General features: G+C 37.3%; 13 protein-coding genes and 1 pseudogene. 3 read left to right on the top strand and 11 right to left on the bottom strand.

Features of this window, described 5'->3' with window-relative positions:
- Nucleotides 1-37 precede the first annotated feature (37 nt).
- From FFM61_RS00445 to FFM61_RS00435, 3 genes are all read right to left on the bottom strand, one after another.
- Nucleotides 38-1393: a dihydrolipoyl dehydrogenase family protein gene (locus FFM61_RS00445; RefSeq protein WP_074426650.1), complete on the bottom strand. Its 1356-nt coding sequence runs from the start codon at nt 1391-1393 to the stop codon at nt 38-40.
- A 203-nt stretch (nt 1394-1596) separates the two neighbouring features.
- On the bottom strand, nt 1597-2730 hold the full coding sequence (locus tag FFM61_RS00440; RefSeq protein WP_074426651.1) for a 5-methyltetrahydropteroyltriglutamate--homocysteine S-methyltransferase: 1134 nt from the start codon (nt 2728-2730) through the stop codon (nt 1597-1599).
- Nucleotides 2731-3117: 387 nt separating this feature from the next.
- A complete protein-coding gene (locus tag FFM61_RS00435) occupies nt 3118-4470 on the bottom strand; it encodes an SLC45 family MFS transporter (protein ID WP_174855254.1) in 1353 nt (450 codons plus the stop codon).
- A gap of 233 nt (nt 4471-4703) precedes the next feature.
- On the opposite strand from FFM61_RS00435, the gene FFM61_RS00430 reads away from it, so the two are divergent.
- Nucleotides 4704-5636, top strand: a complete 933-nt coding sequence (locus FFM61_RS00430; RefSeq protein WP_074426652.1) for a LacI family DNA-binding transcriptional regulator — start codon at nt 4704-4706, stop codon at nt 5634-5636.
- A 15-nt stretch (nt 5637-5651) separates the two neighbouring features.
- Nucleotides 5652-6578 (top strand): ketopantoate reductase family protein, encoded by a 927-nt coding sequence (locus tag FFM61_RS00425; RefSeq protein ID WP_074426653.1) that lies wholly within the window; start codon nt 5652-5654, stop codon nt 6576-6578.
- Between the two features lie 154 nt (nt 6579-6732).
- Here FFM61_RS00425 and FFM61_RS00420 read toward each other — a convergent pair whose 3' ends face one another.
- The 8 genes and pseudogenes from FFM61_RS00420 to FFM61_RS00380 form a co-directional block, all read right to left on the bottom strand.
- Entirely contained in the window at nt 6733-6981 is a 249-nt protein-coding gene (locus tag FFM61_RS00420; protein WP_074426654.1) for a hypothetical protein, read from the bottom strand.
- Nucleotides 6982-7344: 363 nt separating this feature from the next.
- Nucleotides 7345-8235, bottom strand: a complete 891-nt coding sequence (locus tag FFM61_RS00415) for an ATP-binding cassette domain-containing protein (RefSeq protein ID WP_074426655.1) — start codon at nt 8233-8235, stop codon at nt 7345-7347.
- Nucleotides 8228-9298: an ABC transporter ATP-binding protein gene (locus FFM61_RS00410; RefSeq protein ID WP_074426656.1), complete on the bottom strand. Its 1071-nt coding sequence runs from the start codon at nt 9296-9298 to the stop codon at nt 8228-8230. The genes FFM61_RS00415 and FFM61_RS00410 overlap by 8 nt, the downstream gene beginning before the upstream one ends.
- A 12-nt stretch (nt 9299-9310) precedes the next feature.
- Nucleotides 9311-10234, bottom strand: a complete 924-nt coding sequence (locus FFM61_RS00405) for an ABC transporter permease (RefSeq protein ID WP_137604584.1) — start codon at nt 10232-10234, stop codon at nt 9311-9313.
- Nucleotides 10235-10239: 5 nt separating this feature from the next.
- Nucleotides 10240-11052 (bottom strand): annotated as a pseudogene (locus tag FFM61_RS09040) (ABC transporter permease).
- Between the two features lie 138 nt (nt 11053-11190).
- Nucleotides 11191-12831 carry a peptide ABC transporter substrate-binding protein gene (locus tag FFM61_RS00390; RefSeq protein ID WP_074426657.1) on the bottom strand — a complete coding sequence of 547 codons (1641 nt, stop codon included), beginning with the start codon at nt 12829-12831 and terminating at the stop codon, nt 11191-11193.
- 149 nt (nt 12832-12980) lie between these two features.
- Entirely contained in the window at nt 12981-13796 is an 816-nt protein-coding gene (locus FFM61_RS00385) for a PfkB family carbohydrate kinase (RefSeq protein WP_074426658.1), read from the bottom strand.
- Nucleotides 13797-13810: 14 nt separating this feature from the next.
- Nucleotides 13811-14788, bottom strand: a complete 978-nt coding sequence (locus FFM61_RS00380) for an SIS domain-containing protein (RefSeq protein ID WP_074426659.1) — start codon at nt 14786-14788, stop codon at nt 13811-13813.
- A gap of 279 nt (nt 14789-15067) precedes the next feature.
- Between FFM61_RS00380 and FFM61_RS00375 the strand changes: the two genes are divergently transcribed.
- On the top strand, nt 15068-15820 hold the full coding sequence (locus tag FFM61_RS00375; RefSeq protein WP_074426660.1) for a GntR family transcriptional regulator: 753 nt from the start codon (nt 15068-15070) through the stop codon (nt 15818-15820).
- Nucleotides 15821-15856 lie beyond the last annotated feature (36 nt).

Genomic DNA, 15856 nt, shown 5'->3' with positions numbered 1-15856 from the left:
TGGTAACTTGCTATTTTAAGCTCATTCTAAAAATTAATTAACCCATAAAACCATTAGGACTTAACATCGTTAATGCAGAATAAGTGACATCTGGGAACCCAAAAATCATTTGTTCCAAATCATCATTAGTCAATCCCTTATCAACAACAAACGTTAAAATATTAATCAACGAAGCTGCTTGACCACCATAAATGACAGCTCCCGCAACCTTTTGGGTTTCTTTTTCAAAAATAACCGTCATTTCAGCATCATTATCATGTCTAGTATCAAAGCCTTGACCATATGGCAAAACTTTAATCTCATATTTATCTGATGCAGCTTGTGCTTGTTCTGGCGTTACACCAATTTGTGCGATACGTGGCAATGTATAAGCAACATACGGTACGGCTGGATAATTAATTGGCTGATCATCCTCGCTCAAAATTTGACTGGCAATATAATTAGATTCAAAAGTTGCCGTTGGTGTTAGCTTAGGAATTTGCTTATCGATAACATCCCCACTCACATAAACATTATTCAAACTCGTCCGTAAATGATCATCAACAGAAATACCATTCTTAGTATAAGCAATGCCAACCTCATCCAATCCTAAGCCTTGCGTATTAGCTTGGCGACCGGTAGCTCCAAAGACATAATCAGTTGCAAATGCTAATCCTGACTCAGTCGTGACGACATAACCATTATCATTTTTTTGTACACCATTAATAGCCTCGTTAAAGTGGAAATTAACGCCTTCTGCTTCTAGTCTTGCGATCACTTTATCAACATACTTTTGATCATATTGTGCTAAAGCACGATCAGAAAATTCAATAACCTCTATTTTTGCACCAGTTTTCATAACCATAGAAGCAAATTCAAGAGAAATCAATCCAGCACCAATAAAGACAATTGATTCTGGCAAATGTGGAATAGATAAGAAATCTTTACTGTCATGGATATACACTTTGCCAGTTACTGGTAATACAGAATCATGTGCGCCCGTTGCCAAAACAATATTATCAGCCGTAATCTGCTTATCACCGGTATCGATTCGATGCGCATCAAGTAGCTTACCATGTCCCTCATATACATCGATACCAACCTTAGGAATTAACTCTTTCATCATAATTGGCAGGCGATCAATCCATTCATGTTTATAGGCCATCAAATCTTCCCAGTTTAACTGAGGAGTCGTATCAAGTCCAAATCCCTTATAATTTTGACTATCTTGAATTACCTCAAAAGGACCATCCAAAAGCAATTTAGCATCACAACCATAATTAGGACAAGTTCCACCTAACTTACTTTCCTCAATCAACGCCACTTTTTTACCGGCTTTTAGTAACTTAAATGCACCATGAAATGCCGCATGTCCACTACCAATAAATACAACATCGTAATCAAAATCGGTCATAATATCCTCCTCTAAAATAGCTTAAAAACTATTCTTAAGTTTCTAAATTTTCATAATCAATCGTACACGATTAATTATAACACTTAAATAAAATTTGTATAATTTTTTGTCCTATAAATCAACATCTACACTAAAAAAGTCAACCACAAAAGCTACTACACCAATGGTTGACTAATAATTTTTATTTTTTAAGAATAAATATCTTAAACGCCCCAAACCTCTTGCGCCGTTTCCACTACCAAGCGAATTTTGTCCCATTCTTGTTGCTCAGTTAATTTGTTACCTTCTTCAGTCGAGGCAAACCCACATTGCGTGCTAAGTGATAAGTTTTCTAATGGCACGAATTCTGTCGCTTCTTTAATGCGATCAATCAATGTTTGTTTAGATTCCAGCTCTGGTTGCTTACTTGTAACCAGCCCAAGCACAACTTGCTTACCAGCCGGTACCTCAGCCAATGGTGCAAAGTCACCAGAACGATCATCATCAAACTCTAGATAAAAAGCATCGACGTTTTCTCCAGCCAATAAATGACTGGCGACCGGTGCATACCCACCCTTAGCTGCCCATGTAGAATGATAATTACCACGACAAACATGGGTGCTAATGCGTAAATCAGTTGGCAAATCCGTCAAAGCTGCGTTGTTTAATTGCAAATAAATATCTTGCAACTCATTCAAATCAAAATCACCATTAGTCATATTTTCCCAAAAGTCATGATCAACAACCATTCCCCAGGTACAATCATCAATTTTAACGTCACGACAACCTTCATCATATAAAGCTAGAATTAAATCATGATAAGCTTGTCCAATATCAGCAATCAAATCATCTTGATTATCATAAACCTTTTCAAGTGCAGCAATATTTTCTTCACCACGCACTAATTCTGCATAAAACTGAGCAGGTGCCGGAATACTTTGACGTGCCGTTATGTCATCTTCATTAGCAACCAAATTTCGTAAAAATTTAAAAGCCTTTAAATCATGATGTTCTGGATCAAATGCAATTTTTCCAACAACTTGCGCTGAATCGGCACGTGTCTCCTCATCATGAAAAAAATAACCATGCTCTGGTACTGTATGCTTAATACCAGCAAATCCCCAAAATGTGTCTAAGTGCCAGTAACTCCGACGAAATTCACCATCAGTAACTATTTTTAAGCCTGCATCAATTTCTTTAGCGACTAAATCCCGAATCGTTTTATCTTCTACTGCTGTTAATTGACCACGATTAATCTTACCTGATGCAAAATCTTCACGTGCTTGCTTTAATTCTTCTGGTCGTAAAAAACTGCCGACAATATCATAATGTAACTTTGTTGCTGTTTGACTAACCATATCAACTACCCCTTTTCTATACAAAAAACGCCCCCAGAAAACAACTTTCGTCATCTTCTAGGGGCGTGTTATTAACAATATCAACTTCACGCGGTACCACCCACTTACAACATTATCTTCGCAGATAATATTCTCATCAGGTACACAATACTTGCTATACCTTTCCACGTTAACGGGCAGAACCGCGACCGGCTCATTCTAAAACTCACCGTTCGTTTGCATTCCAAGACCATCTTCACCATGATTTCCTTGTCATTTCACACCTACCATGACTCTCTGCAAAAGGTTTCTCATTGATTACTCATCTTTTCTTATCAAAAACTTATTAACTTGCCATTAATAATAATCTGAATAGCTGATATTGTCAACAATTAAACCTATTTTAGGTTAAAATGCGTCCCCTCGTTCAACCGAAGTTTCTTTAATAAACCAAACACTAAGACTACCCACAACAAACAAGGTAGCTGATATTAAGATCATATGTGGCATTTGGTTACCTAACAATGGATAAAGCGCAAACGAAACAATTGATGCCACAATTTGCGGTAAGCAGATCCATGTATTAAACAGCCCCATGTAAGTACCATCATGCTTACCATCTAATGCATTCGTTAAAATGGTAAACGGAATCGCATTCATCGTTACCCACGCAATACCTAGCAAAACAAAAGCTACCGCTGACATGGCCTTTGAACCGGTCACTGCTAGCATGAAGAAACCGACAGCTCCCAGCAACAATCCTAGCGTATAAGCTGGTTTACGTGTTTTATTATTCAAACGCGTAATCATTAAGCCCCATATAATGGCAGCAACTGTTTCAATTGACGATAACACGCCATACCAGTTACCTGCTGACTGAAAAGCCGCTGAAGATGCATCTGTTGTATGCCAAATATTTTGTGCAACGGCACCAGTACCATAGGTCCATAAGTACTGAAATCCTGCCCAGCAGAAGAATTGCACAAGTCCCAACGTCCAAAATACTTTAGGCGCTTTTTTGACAAGCTTAAACAAATTAATTTTTTCAGTATTCTCGGCTATACCATGATATTCAGCATATTTACCAGGCTCATATTCATCGACTTTCCAAATCGTAAATGCCGCAGAAATACCTAAAATAATCGCCCCAACATAAAACGACCACTTAACTGAAGCTGGCAGCTCACCTTGGGCAGCCACATTTGCAACACCGATTGCCGTAAAGAAGAAAGGGAATAAATTAGCAATAACACCACCAATATTTCCCCAAATTGTTTGCCATGACCAAGCCATATCCTTTTGGCTGTCATTTACCATATCCGAAATCATCATCTTAAATGGTTGCATTGACATGTTTGAAGACAAATCCATAAATAGGATAGCAACTGCTCCAAACCATAAAGCAGTTGATGCTTTAAAACCAAACGAACCAGCATTCGGTAATAGCATCATCACAACAATGGCAACAATGGCTCCTAAAATAAGGTAAGGCAAACGCCGCCCGATTTTAGGAATCCACGTACGATCCGAAAAATACCCAACTAGTGGTTGGACAACCATACCTGCTAATGGTGGCAAAATAAAGAAGAATCCTAATTTAGTAGGATCTGCCCCCAAAGTCTGAAAAATACGTCCCATATTGGCACTTTGTAATGAAAATGCCATTGATGTTCCTAGATTACCAAATGTCATCAACATCAAAGTTGTGATTGATAACGTTGGTAAATGTTTTTTACCCAAATTATTTTTAAATGATTCCATAATTTAACCCCTTAATCTACTTGCATTTAATAACCGCTCTCGATATGTAAGCGCTTTACTAACAAGTTAAACTATAGCTTTTATTATTATTAAATTAATAAAGTATATTCTCACTGTTACCGTTAACATATTTTTCACAAAAGTTTCATCAATCGATAAAACAAACCATTCGATATTACCTATTCGTGTTATGATTTATTTAATTATTAAACAATATTATTGGGGTGTATATTATGGTTTCGTTATCAGATGTTGCTCGTAGTGCCCATGTTTCTAAAATGACTGTATCACGGGTTATTAACCATCCCGAACAAGTCTCTTTGGAAATAAGAACTGAAGTACAACAGGTTATTAATCAACTAGGATACGTTCAAAATCGTGCTGGTCGTGCATTAGCAAACCATCGTCATTACAACATTGCCTTCATCTTACTAGACAATGTTGACGAGATTGAGCCTTACTATGCCCATTTGTTAATACATTTAACTGATGTGCTACAGGCATATGGCTACACGCTTGAAATACGTCATGAGCATAACTTTGACGTAACAAATGTGGATGGCTTTTTAATCAGTGGTGTTCGCCACAGTGACTATAATGCTTTACGTAATCTATCTATCCCAGTAGTAATATACGGTAGTGAACCCGGCATTACTGCTGTTGATATTGATAATACTATCGGTACACAATTGGCAACTGAACTATTACTAAAACAATCTTACCAACAGATTTTATTTTTAGGTATGGATGTTGACGAGGCTTTTGAAAAGAACCGAGAAAATGGGTATCGACAAGCGATGCAAACAGCTAAAAAACCGATTCAAATATATAAGCTAGCTAATGATGGACATGTCTCACGCGAATTTTTAATAGGCCTGTCGCTGATGCCCAAAACCGGTATTGTTGCAGCGACTGACCGTCTAGCTCTTGGTGCATTACGTGCCTGTATTTATCAAGGGCTATCTGTTCCGCATGATGTCGGCATCGTTGGTTTTGATGGCATTTATGTCCATCAACTAGCAGAACAATCATTAACGACCGTAAAACAGCCGTTAAAGGCCATTGCACAACAGATGGTTCATTTATTATTAGACGAATTATCCGGAAAGACTGTACAATCTGTGTACATTGTTCCCGAACTACTTATTGGTGAAACAACCAAATAAATTGGAGGATATATCATGAAAATAGCAATTGCAGGTAGTGGTGCAATGGGTAGTCGTTTTGGCTACATGCTCCAACAATCAGGCAATGATGTTACCTTACTAGATTTATGGCCAGAACATATTGAACAGATTAACGATAAAGGACTCTCTGTCGAAGCGAATGGTGAGCAACAATTTATTAAAATTCCGGCCGCCTTTCCTAAGGATGTTCATGACACCTATGATTTGATTTTATTATTCACCAAAGCAATGCAACTTGAGGATATGTTACAAAATATTACTCACTTATTGAATAAAAAGACTGCAATTCTTTGCTTATCTAACGGTATCGGTAACCTTGAAACCATTCAAAAATTCGCACCAAAATCACCGTTACTAGTAGGCACTACGCTATGGACTAGTGAACTAGTAGGTCCAGGTTCTGTTATCTTGAACGGTTCAGGATATATTGAATTCCAGGCAATTAATAATGTTTCACATGAAACATTAACAGTGATTAATAACACATTAGCAGAAGCCAAATTAAATCCTCGTGAAAGCGATAATGTTTTATTATCAATTTGGAAAAAGGCTTGTCTTAACAGCGTATTAAATTCTTTCTGTACTCTGTTAGATTGTAAAGTAATGGATCTAAATAAGAGTGAATATGTCCCTACTTTAACAGATAAGGTAGTTCTTGAATTCGAAGCCGTAGCAAAAGCTAAAGGCATCCCGCTTACCGAAAAACTTGCCTTAACGGCCATTAACGCTGCACTTGCACCAGATCAAGCCGGTGATCATTATCCATCAATGCACCAGGATATCTCATCAGGACGTCGTACTGAAATAGATTATCTAAACGGTGCAATTGCCCTTATGGGTCGAGAATTAAATATTCCAACGCCTGCTAATGAATTAATTACTGAATTGATTCATGCTCGCGAAGAAGTTACTTTAAAATAAGTCAGCACTCAATAAAGAGACATGAAAAATGCTGAAGAATAGTTTATAAAAAATATTGGGAACAAAAAAATAATATTATTGTCACCCTAACGCCTTTGTTAACTGAAATAAGAGTAGGATAGTCTACAATTTTTGTAGATTGTCCTACTCTTTTTTAGCTAGCTATTAATTCGATTATTTTATCATGATAATGTTCTGAATAAGATAGTACACAGGCTAAAATATTATCTCCATCCTCAATTGATAGTTTTAGATTAAGTATTTCACCTATTTCATTGTGGAGCATCATTTTATCCTTGGCTCCATGTTGTTTATCAATATACTGCAGTACTTTTTTTGTACCATTAGGGTCTGTAGTCAAATTAGCAAGACTGTTTGTTAAACTAAAATCATTTTCTGTCATAATTACACCAATACCATTTCGATATTCCACCCAATAGTAGGGACTACAAATTGTGGTACGCCTGTTTTGATAAAGGTTGGGACAATAGATACAGGAATCTGTGCTCCAATTGTAGATATTAGTGAAATTACTATCAATTTAATTTTTCTCATATTTACTCTCCGTTTACTTTATTACATAAAAAAATTATTAATCATATTTTTACTCTAACAGAGATAAAATGTGTCTGTAAAATGGTTTTTCTTAGATATTAACGCACTTTGGAAATGACGTGTAATTCCTGATTTATCGGTACTGTAATTATGAAATTAAGCAAAACACCAGAACAAAGACTTATGCCTTTGTTCTGGTGTTTTAATCTTTTTACTTTTCAGTTAGCACCCAATGACCTGTTTCAACTTCAACCATTGATTGATTTTCATAATCAGCTTTAGTTGCGCTATAAGTTGTTGGTTGCTTGCCTCTTTCTGTGACAGGATTTGCTACTGGAATAGATTCTAACAAACTTTTGGTATACGAATGCGATGGATTCTCAAAGATTTGTTCTGTCGTACCTAATTCAATCAGATGACCTAGATGAATGACACCAATATGGTCTGAAATATGACGAACCATTGCCAAATCATGCGCAATAAACAACAACGCACTCCCTGTATCTTTTTGAATTTGCTTTAACAAATTAACAACCTGCGCCTGAACTGAAACATCAAGTGCTGAAATCGCCTCATCAGCAATAATTAGTTGTGGATTCATGACAACTGCACGTGCAATCCCAATACGTTGGCGCTGACCACCCGACAATTCCTTAGGATAACGTACCGCAAAAGACTCATCTAGTCCGACTGTTCGTAAAACATCATAAACCAATTTCATTTTTTCAGGTTCACGTAAATCGCGACGATGAATATCCAAACCAACTTTAATAATATCGCTAATTTTTTTACGTGGGTTTAGTGATGACATCGGATCTTGAAAAATCATTTGCATGTCTGAACGCAACATCTCTTGATTCTTCTTGTTCAATTTACCGGAAATGGTTTCACCTTGAAAAATCACTTTTCCTTCAGTTGGATCATGCAAACGAATAATAGCACGACCAATCGTCGTTTTACCACTTCCTGACTCACCTACTAAGCCAAACGTTTCCCCTTTTTCAATATTAAAAGAAACGTCATCAATTGCTTTAACAACTTCTTGCCGAGATACCGGAAAGTATTGTTTTAGGTGATGTACTTCTAAAATATTTTTAGTCATAAACTTCACCTCGCATTCTCATAATGCGTTGTTGTAGTAACTCAGGCATATCAATTTTAGGTGCCCGTTCATCTAATAACCAAGTTGCTGCTTCATGATGTTCATTAACAGAGAACATTGGTGGTTCTTCTTTAAAATCAATTTCCAACGCGTATGGATTACGTGGTGCAAATGCATCCCCAACAATTTCTTTCGTTAGATCCGGAATCGTCCCATTAATGGTTGGCAACTTTTCTTCATTATCATGGACATCAGGCGCCGCTGACAACAAGCCCCAAGTATATGGATGTCTTGGATCAAAGAAAATATCCTCGCTACTACCAGTTTCAATAATTTTACCAGCGTACATAACGTTAACCCGATCAGCAACATTGGCAACCACTCCCAAGTTGTGAGTGATAAAGATAACCGATAAACCACGTTCTCGTTGTAACTTTTTAATCAAATTAAGAATACGTGCCTGAATTGTAACGTCCAAAGCCGTTGTTGGTTCGTCACAAATTAACAAACTCGGATCACTAGATAGCGCGATGGCAATCACGATACGTTGCCGCATACCACCAGATAATTGATGCGGATATTGATTCATAACCGTATCGATATGACCAATACCAACCATATCAATCAATTCACGTACTTTATCTGTTAATTCAGCTGATGATAGATCATGACTTGATGTCTTAATCGCTTCCGCAATTTGCTTACCAATTTTCATCGTTGGATCCAAAGATGTCATTGGGTCTTGGAAAATCATGGCAATTTGCTTACCTTTAATTTCTTGCTGCATTTTTTGATCATCGATTTTTAACAAATCAACAGTCTCTTCACCTTGTGGTCCATCATACGTAAAAATGATTTCACCACTTTCAATCACTTGATTAGCTTCGTGTTCTCCCATAATTGGCTTCACTGAGGCTGATTTACCGCAACCAGACTCACCAACTAAGGCCAAGGCTTCACCCTTTTTTAATTTAAAACTTAGCCCTCTAACCGATTTAACTTTGCCTCGGTAAGTTGTATATGATACAGCCAAGTTCTTCACTTTTAAAATTGTCTCTTTCATAAATAACCAACCTCAACTTTCTTCAATCGCATCTCGAATGGCATCAGCAATAATATTAAATCCCAACATAATTAACGCTAAGAATAATACTGGGAAAATAACCATATGTGGGAAAACAATCGCTTGTGTATACCCATCATTAATCATCGTTCCTAGTGATGATAATGGTGCTGGCACACCCAGACCGATAAAGGCTAAGAATGCTTCCAAGAAAATCGCGTTTGGTATTGAAAACATAAATGTCGTCACAATTGGCCCCATGGCATTTGGTAAAACTTCTGAAAAAATAATTTTACTATTAGGCATCCCCATTGTCTTAGCTGCCAAAATATATTCTTCATTCTTAATTTTTAATACTTGCGCTCGAACAATACGACTCATATTAATCCACCCGACCAACATCATAGCAGTAATAATACTTGTTATTCCTGGCTTCATCACCAAAACAAGCAATGTCACAATAATAATCATTGGAATTGTGCTTAATACTTCAGTAATACGTTGCATAATAATGTCCACTTTGCCACCAAAATAACCTGATATTAAGCCATACGTTGTACCAATAATTAAATCAATAATCATCGCAACAAACGCAACTTCCAGGGAAATGCCCGTCCCTGCTGCCACACGTGTAAAGATATCACGCCCCAAATTATCAGTACCAAACCAATGCCCATTTTGACCTGGTGTTAAATTAGAGTTTTGTGGATCTGGTGTATCGGGATTAAAATGACTCAATTGCGGCCCTAAAAATGCGGTTAATGCAATTAAAATAATGACTAATACACTGATTAATGCGACTTTATTTCTAGCAAAATTTCTAAAAACAAGTTGAATAAACGATAGTGATTCACCAGAATAATGATCAACCTTTTGCTCGCGATTAGCTAAAGAAAAGTCGTTATTGTTGGTAGTTGATTGCATATTTCTTATCATTTTAATCACCCCTTATCCAATCTGACACGTGGATCAATAATGCCATACAAAATATCAACAAACAGCATAATACCAATAAATAAAATGGCATAGAAGAACGTAATCCCTAAGACCACGTTGTAATCATTCGCTTGAATAGCTGAAATATATGTGGTTCCTAGACCAGGAATCGCAAATGCTTTTTCAACCACCATACTACCGGCGATTAGGTCAATCATTAATGGTGCCAAAACAGTAATGACAGAAATTAATGTATTTCTAACAACGTGCTTTAATACCAATTGCCGGCGCTAAATTCCTTTCGAATCCGCTAAACGAATATAATCAGAATGCATAATCTCAATCATTTCTGATCGTGCATATCGTTCAACACATGCCATCGTAAATGTGCTCAATGCAATAATTGGTAAGATAATTGAAATAAACGGCCGGTCTGCTGAATAGACAGCTGGTAACAAATACAATTGGAATGAGAAGATAATTGATAGAATCAAGGCAACAACGAAGTTTGGCAAACTAACACCAAGAACTGAAATACCTGTCATTAGATTATCAATCACCGTATTATGCTTTAATGCAGCGACAATTCCCATAACAAAGCCACAAACTGCTCCTAAAATGGTAGCTAGCAGCCCAATTGTTAACGAAACTGGGAAGTGTTGTGCAATGATTTGTGTAACTGGTGTATTTACTTGGAGAGAATATGAAACACCAAAATCACCCATCATCATATTCTTAATATAGTTCCAAAACTGTACTAAAACAGGTTTATCTAAGCCATATTTTGCATACAATGCTTGCACTTGTTCATGAGTCATTTTTTCATACAATAACCCCTTTTTCTCAAAAAGTAATCCGTTATATAACAAAAAGGCGACCCCTATCAGCATCCGGTTGCCTTTTAACAAGTTACCATTCGCAATATTTTTTCATCATATAATACGCTGCAACAAAATTTATCGCTTCAAAGTGACATACTTAAATGTATAAGGCACACCAGAAATATGTTGTACTAAGCCATGAATATTTTGTCGTTGCAAAACAGGTGCCCCGGACTGATATAACGGTGCTGATGCAGCACTATCAATCAATAAGTTATTCGCTTTTTGCAACGTATCATTACGTTTAGCAGTATCGTCTGCATACTTAGATGCAGCATCTGCTAACAATTGATCGTATTCTGGACTGTTAAACTTAGCATAATTGCTGACATTGTCAGACTGATACATACTCAAAATTGCTGATGGATCAGCATAATCAGGCCCCCATCTTGTTAAGACGGTTTCAAAGTCACCTGATCCCATTTTATCGATACGTGTCTTCTTAGATAGTTGCTGTAGTGTCACCTTCATACCTGGTAAATTCTTTTCAATTTGTGATTTCATATAAGCAGCTACGTTAGCATATGATGGATCACTATCATCATACGTAATTGTAAAAGCACGTAAGTTCGTTTCTGATTTTGCAGCTTGCCAATATGCTTTTGCCTTGGCTGGTGAATACGTATAACCAGCTGCTGACTCGTCCGCAAAGTCTTTATCATTATTAGTCGTATCTTTATACAAGTCTTTCATAATCATCGATTTAACTGGTTCTGAACCATCCTTTAAAATATGATTCGTAATCGTTTTTTTATTAATAGAACTATTAATGACTTTACGCAAATCTGCATTGTCCAAGCCCTTTTTCTTCATGTTAATCATCAAATATTGTGTAAAAGGTCCTAGCTCAGTTTTAAAGGCCTTATCTTCTCTGAACTTTGTTGCTAATTGACCACTAATTGGGGTGTAATCAGCACTACCATCCTTAAATGCAATGGCCGCCTTCTCCGGATCAGTGATAATATTCATTTTAACGGTCTTAGCTTGGACATGCTTTGCATCCCAATAGTCCTTATTTTTTACCAAAGTAACCTCGTTATCACCTAACTCCCAATCCTTTACTTTATAAGGACCGGCACTGATCAAATTCTGATCATTTTGGGCAAAATTTTTACCCGCTTTTTTATAAAACTGCTCATTTACAGGCGCAAATGCATTAAATGATAACAATTTATTCAAATAAGGTACCTTGCGATCTAAATGTAGTACCAGTGTTTTCTTACCCTCGGCCGAAACACCTAGACTTGAGACGGGTTTCTTACCAGCCACAATATCATCTGCGTTCTTTAACCCGGCGGCTCCTGGTTGAAAGTTAAATCCTGATGCATTTTTAGGATTAGCTAAACGACGCCAAGCAAAGACAAAATCATCGGCCGTTACTGGTGTGCCGTTACTCCATTTAGCATTTTTTCTAATTGTAAAGGTTTTAGTTTTACCATCTTCAGAGGTTTTTACTTTAGCTGCTAACGCTAAATGCACCTTATTCTTGTCATCCACCGAGTACAAACCTTCATATGTGTTACCAACGACCGTTCCTGAACTTGGATTATATCCTAGTATTGGATCCAAAGAATCAATCGGTGACGTCTGCACCATCGTGAATTTTTCTGTACTACCACGCGTAATGTTGCGTGCGTGGTTAACGACTAGACCTGCAGCGCCGGCAACAACAACGAGTGTTTCTACGGTAATTAATACTTTTTTCTTATAAGTCATGTTAACCACTTTCCCCTTTCTAACGGACATCAGCATAGAACTGCCCTTATGGAACTTAAGCATCAGACCCTCAATAAGTTGACGACCTGATGCTTAAGTTCGATACGCACAACTCTTCGCTGTACGATTCGAACTTGTTTATTTAATTATTAATAAGCTTGCCCGTGCCCAAAACCACCACTAACACCACAAGTATTAGCCGCACCTTGACTGGCCGCCAAGGCAGCCGCTTCTAAATCATGTGTATCAGTATAAGCAACTAAAAATCCGGCAATAAAACTATCACCTGCACCCATTGTGTCGACAACATCAGCCAACTGCGGTTCTTGATAACAATAAGCATCCTTGCTCATGACCAATGCTGGCTGTGCACCACGTGTTACGACCACAATATCCGGTCCTTGCGCTAAACATGATTTAGCAAACGTTTCTGCCATTTCATCTGTCATTTCTGACCCTGAGAAAAACGCATAATTAACGTTTGGCAATACTTCAGCTAAATATGCCTTATCTTTAACATCTGAAAAATCATAACCTATTTTCACTGATGACTTTAAGGTCACAAGTTCCTGGTCGATGTTAGCGTCAATTCCAGTATGTAAAACATCATATTCTGAAATAGTTTTCATATCTTCCGATGTTAATCGTAATTTAACCAAATGTTGTGCCGATCCTTTAGGTCCAGCAGCAAATTGACGATCACCATCTGCCGTGAGAAAGACGCTTGGCTGTGCAGTAGGCGCATATATTTGACGACAATTAGTCAAATCAACATGTTCATCACGTAAAGCTTTCTGAATATGTTCAGCTTGTTTGTCGTTACCAAACACTCCCATATAACCAACCGCTTCTGCACCAGCCTTTTTAGCATCAACTGCGACATTCACACAATTACCACCTGGATAAAAGATGTGAGAATCAACGTACGTATCAGCAACGTTATCTCCTACCGTTATTAATTTCATGGGCGTCACCACTTTTAGTATTCTAGCTTCCACATGTAACGACGAACATCTAGTGAGTGACCACGTTCGTAAGCAAATGATTCTGCAATCAAACGATAAACAACACCAGACACGATTTGTGAATAGTAATCTTGCAAATCTTCGTCAATTAATGACATGTCAAAGTCCTTATTATCAATAACATATACCTTATCACTGTGCTTCTTAGCAAAGTCCACAGCACGTTCATCCATTGCACGTGCCTTTCCCAATCCTTCACACATGATGAATGGTACATCAAAGTCTGTAATTTCAAATGGGCCGTGGAAGTATTCACCAGAATGAATGTAAGCACTGTTTACCCATTGCATTTCTTGTAACCAGCAAATCGCAAATGAATAGGCTTGACCCGCATTAATTCCTGAAGCAACTGAGTATACAATTGGCTCACGCTTCAACTCTGAAGCCCACTTGGCAATAATTGGTGTGTATTGTTCACGTGTCTTTGTTGTCACATCGTTCAAAACATCCAAAGCCTTCAAAGCACGATCATACTTGTCACTTGGGTTAACAACATTTAGGTAAGCAAATAACCAACCGTACAAAACACCAGTATTTAGGTCTGAAGCGTCAGTTTCTGGACCCCAAGCATAATGAATTGTATACTCAGCTTCTTTTTCAAGTGGTGATTCATCTGCAAAGGCAAAGGCAACCGTCAAAGCACCTTGTTCGCGGGCATACTTAGTTGCAGCAACTGTCTCAGGCGTTGTGCCAGAGTGCGAGCAACTAACTACCAAACTGTGCTCACCCAATGCCTTAGGTTCGCGTGTAATAAATTCACGTGAGGGTAAAACAGTTGTTGGAATCGTTGTTTCTTTACTCAACACATATTCAGCTGGTTGCAAAAATGCATGTGAGCCACCACAGGCAACCAAATAGATGCTTTCAATGTCCCCCTTAGCTTGTGTTGCTTCAATAACTGTCTTAATCTCTTGTTTAAATTGTTCCTTCATGACATTCTCCTTAATCCTGACCAGTGAACTTATCACTTGTTATATGATGTTATATGCTAATATAAAGTCACGAACTCATTAAGCCAACACTTTAAACTCATTTTTCTACTTATTTTCTAATTTAACGCCTTTAAACGTCACTAAAAAGCGAACGTTAAGATTAATTTAATTATCATATGGCAAGATAAACACACTTAGTAACTTGTTATAACAAGTCGTCGAATGTATAATACAATTAAATAAATGTTTTACAAATAACATTAAAATAGGAGGCCATCCATGAGTGAAACTCTCGGTATTATGCAGCCCTTATATCAAAAAATTTATAGCGAAATAAAACAAACCATTATCAATGGCACTCTTTCACAGTCTGAAAAGTTGCCTAGTGAAAATGAATTATGTCAAATTTATAATGTTAGCCGCATTACTATTCGCAAAGCGTTAGATCTATTAACTGAAGAAGGCTGGGTAGTAAAAATTCAGGGAAAAGGTTCTTTTGCTAATCCAGATGCAAAACTTCGTAGTAAAATTACTGGTCCCGCAAGGTTTAGTGAGTTTGCATCATCCCAAGGTAGTACACATAAAAGCATCATCTTAAAACGCGAAATTATACGAGATGATAGCATTGCCAAAAAATTAGGCATTAATCACGACGAAGATTTACTATTCATTAAACGGGTTCTCACATTAAATGAAGAACCTTTAATGATCGACCAAGCTTGGCTACCTGCTAGATTTTTTCCAAACTTACTAACAGAGGTTTCTGAAAAGATGTCCCTTTATAAAACATTAGCGACACATTACAATACGCTAGTTGAACATTCACAAAAAGAATTAAATGTAGATCTTGCTAACCAAGAACAACAAAAATTACTACATATAGATACAACAACGCCAGTATTTATTGTTAATAAAATCGCCGAAAATCAAAACAATCTCCCCATTGAGGTTTCTGAGATGGTTGTACGTGGCGACAAAATGACTTACCTTATTGATGACTCGTTAAACGGGCAATTTAAACTAAATGAATAGCCCACACGACCCTGCTAGAAAATTGCATGCTTTGCA

The sequence above is a fragment of the Weissella hellenica genome, from assembly GCF_005405545.1.
Lineage (GTDB): Bacteria > Bacillota > Bacilli > Lactobacillales > Lactobacillaceae > Weissella > Weissella hellenica.
Note: the sequence above shows the minus strand (reverse complement) of the source record. Positions and strands in the feature narration are given on the sequence as shown.

Excerpts from the sequence above, each read along its gene's own strand:
- FFM61_RS00445 (WP_074426650.1), bottom strand. The coding sequence starts at position 1,393 with ATGACCGATTTTGATTACGATGTTGTATTTATTGGTAGTGGACATGCG.
- FFM61_RS00440 (WP_074426651.1), bottom strand. The coding sequence starts at position 2,730 with ATGGTTAGTCAAACAGCAACAAAGTTACATTATGATATTGTCGGCAGT.
- FFM61_RS00435 (WP_174855254.1), bottom strand. The coding sequence starts at position 4,470 with ATGGAATCATTTAAAAATAATTTGGGTAAAAAACATTTACCAACGTTA.
- FFM61_RS00430 (WP_074426652.1), top strand. The coding sequence starts at position 4,704 with ATGGTTTCGTTATCAGATGTTGCTCGTAGTGCCCATGTTTCTAAAATG.
- FFM61_RS00425 (WP_074426653.1), top strand. The coding sequence starts at position 5,652 with ATGAAAATAGCAATTGCAGGTAGTGGTGCAATGGGTAGTCGTTTTGGC.
- FFM61_RS00420 (WP_074426654.1), bottom strand. The coding sequence starts at position 6,981 with ATGACAGAAAATGATTTTAGTTTAACAAACAGTCTTGCTAATTTGACT.
- FFM61_RS00415 (WP_074426655.1), bottom strand. The coding sequence starts at position 8,235 with ATGACTAAAAATATTTTAGAAGTACATCACCTAAAACAATACTTTCCG.
- FFM61_RS00410 (WP_074426656.1), bottom strand. The coding sequence starts at position 9,298 with ATGAAAGAGACAATTTTAAAAGTGAAGAACTTGGCTGTATCATATACA.
- FFM61_RS00405 (WP_137604584.1), bottom strand. The coding sequence starts at position 10,234 with ATGATAAGAAATATGCAATCAACTACCAACAATAACGACTTTTCTTTA.
- FFM61_RS00390 (WP_074426657.1), bottom strand. The coding sequence starts at position 12,831 with ATGACTTATAAGAAAAAAGTATTAATTACCGTAGAAACACTCGTTGTT.
- FFM61_RS00385 (WP_074426658.1), bottom strand. The coding sequence starts at position 13,796 with ATGAAATTAATAACGGTAGGAGATAACGTTGCTGATACGTACGTTGAT.
- FFM61_RS00380 (WP_074426659.1), bottom strand. The coding sequence starts at position 14,788 with ATGAAGGAACAATTTAAACAAGAGATTAAGACAGTTATTGAAGCAACA.
- FFM61_RS00375 (WP_074426660.1), top strand. The coding sequence starts at position 15,068 with ATGAGTGAAACTCTCGGTATTATGCAGCCCTTATATCAAAAAATTTAT.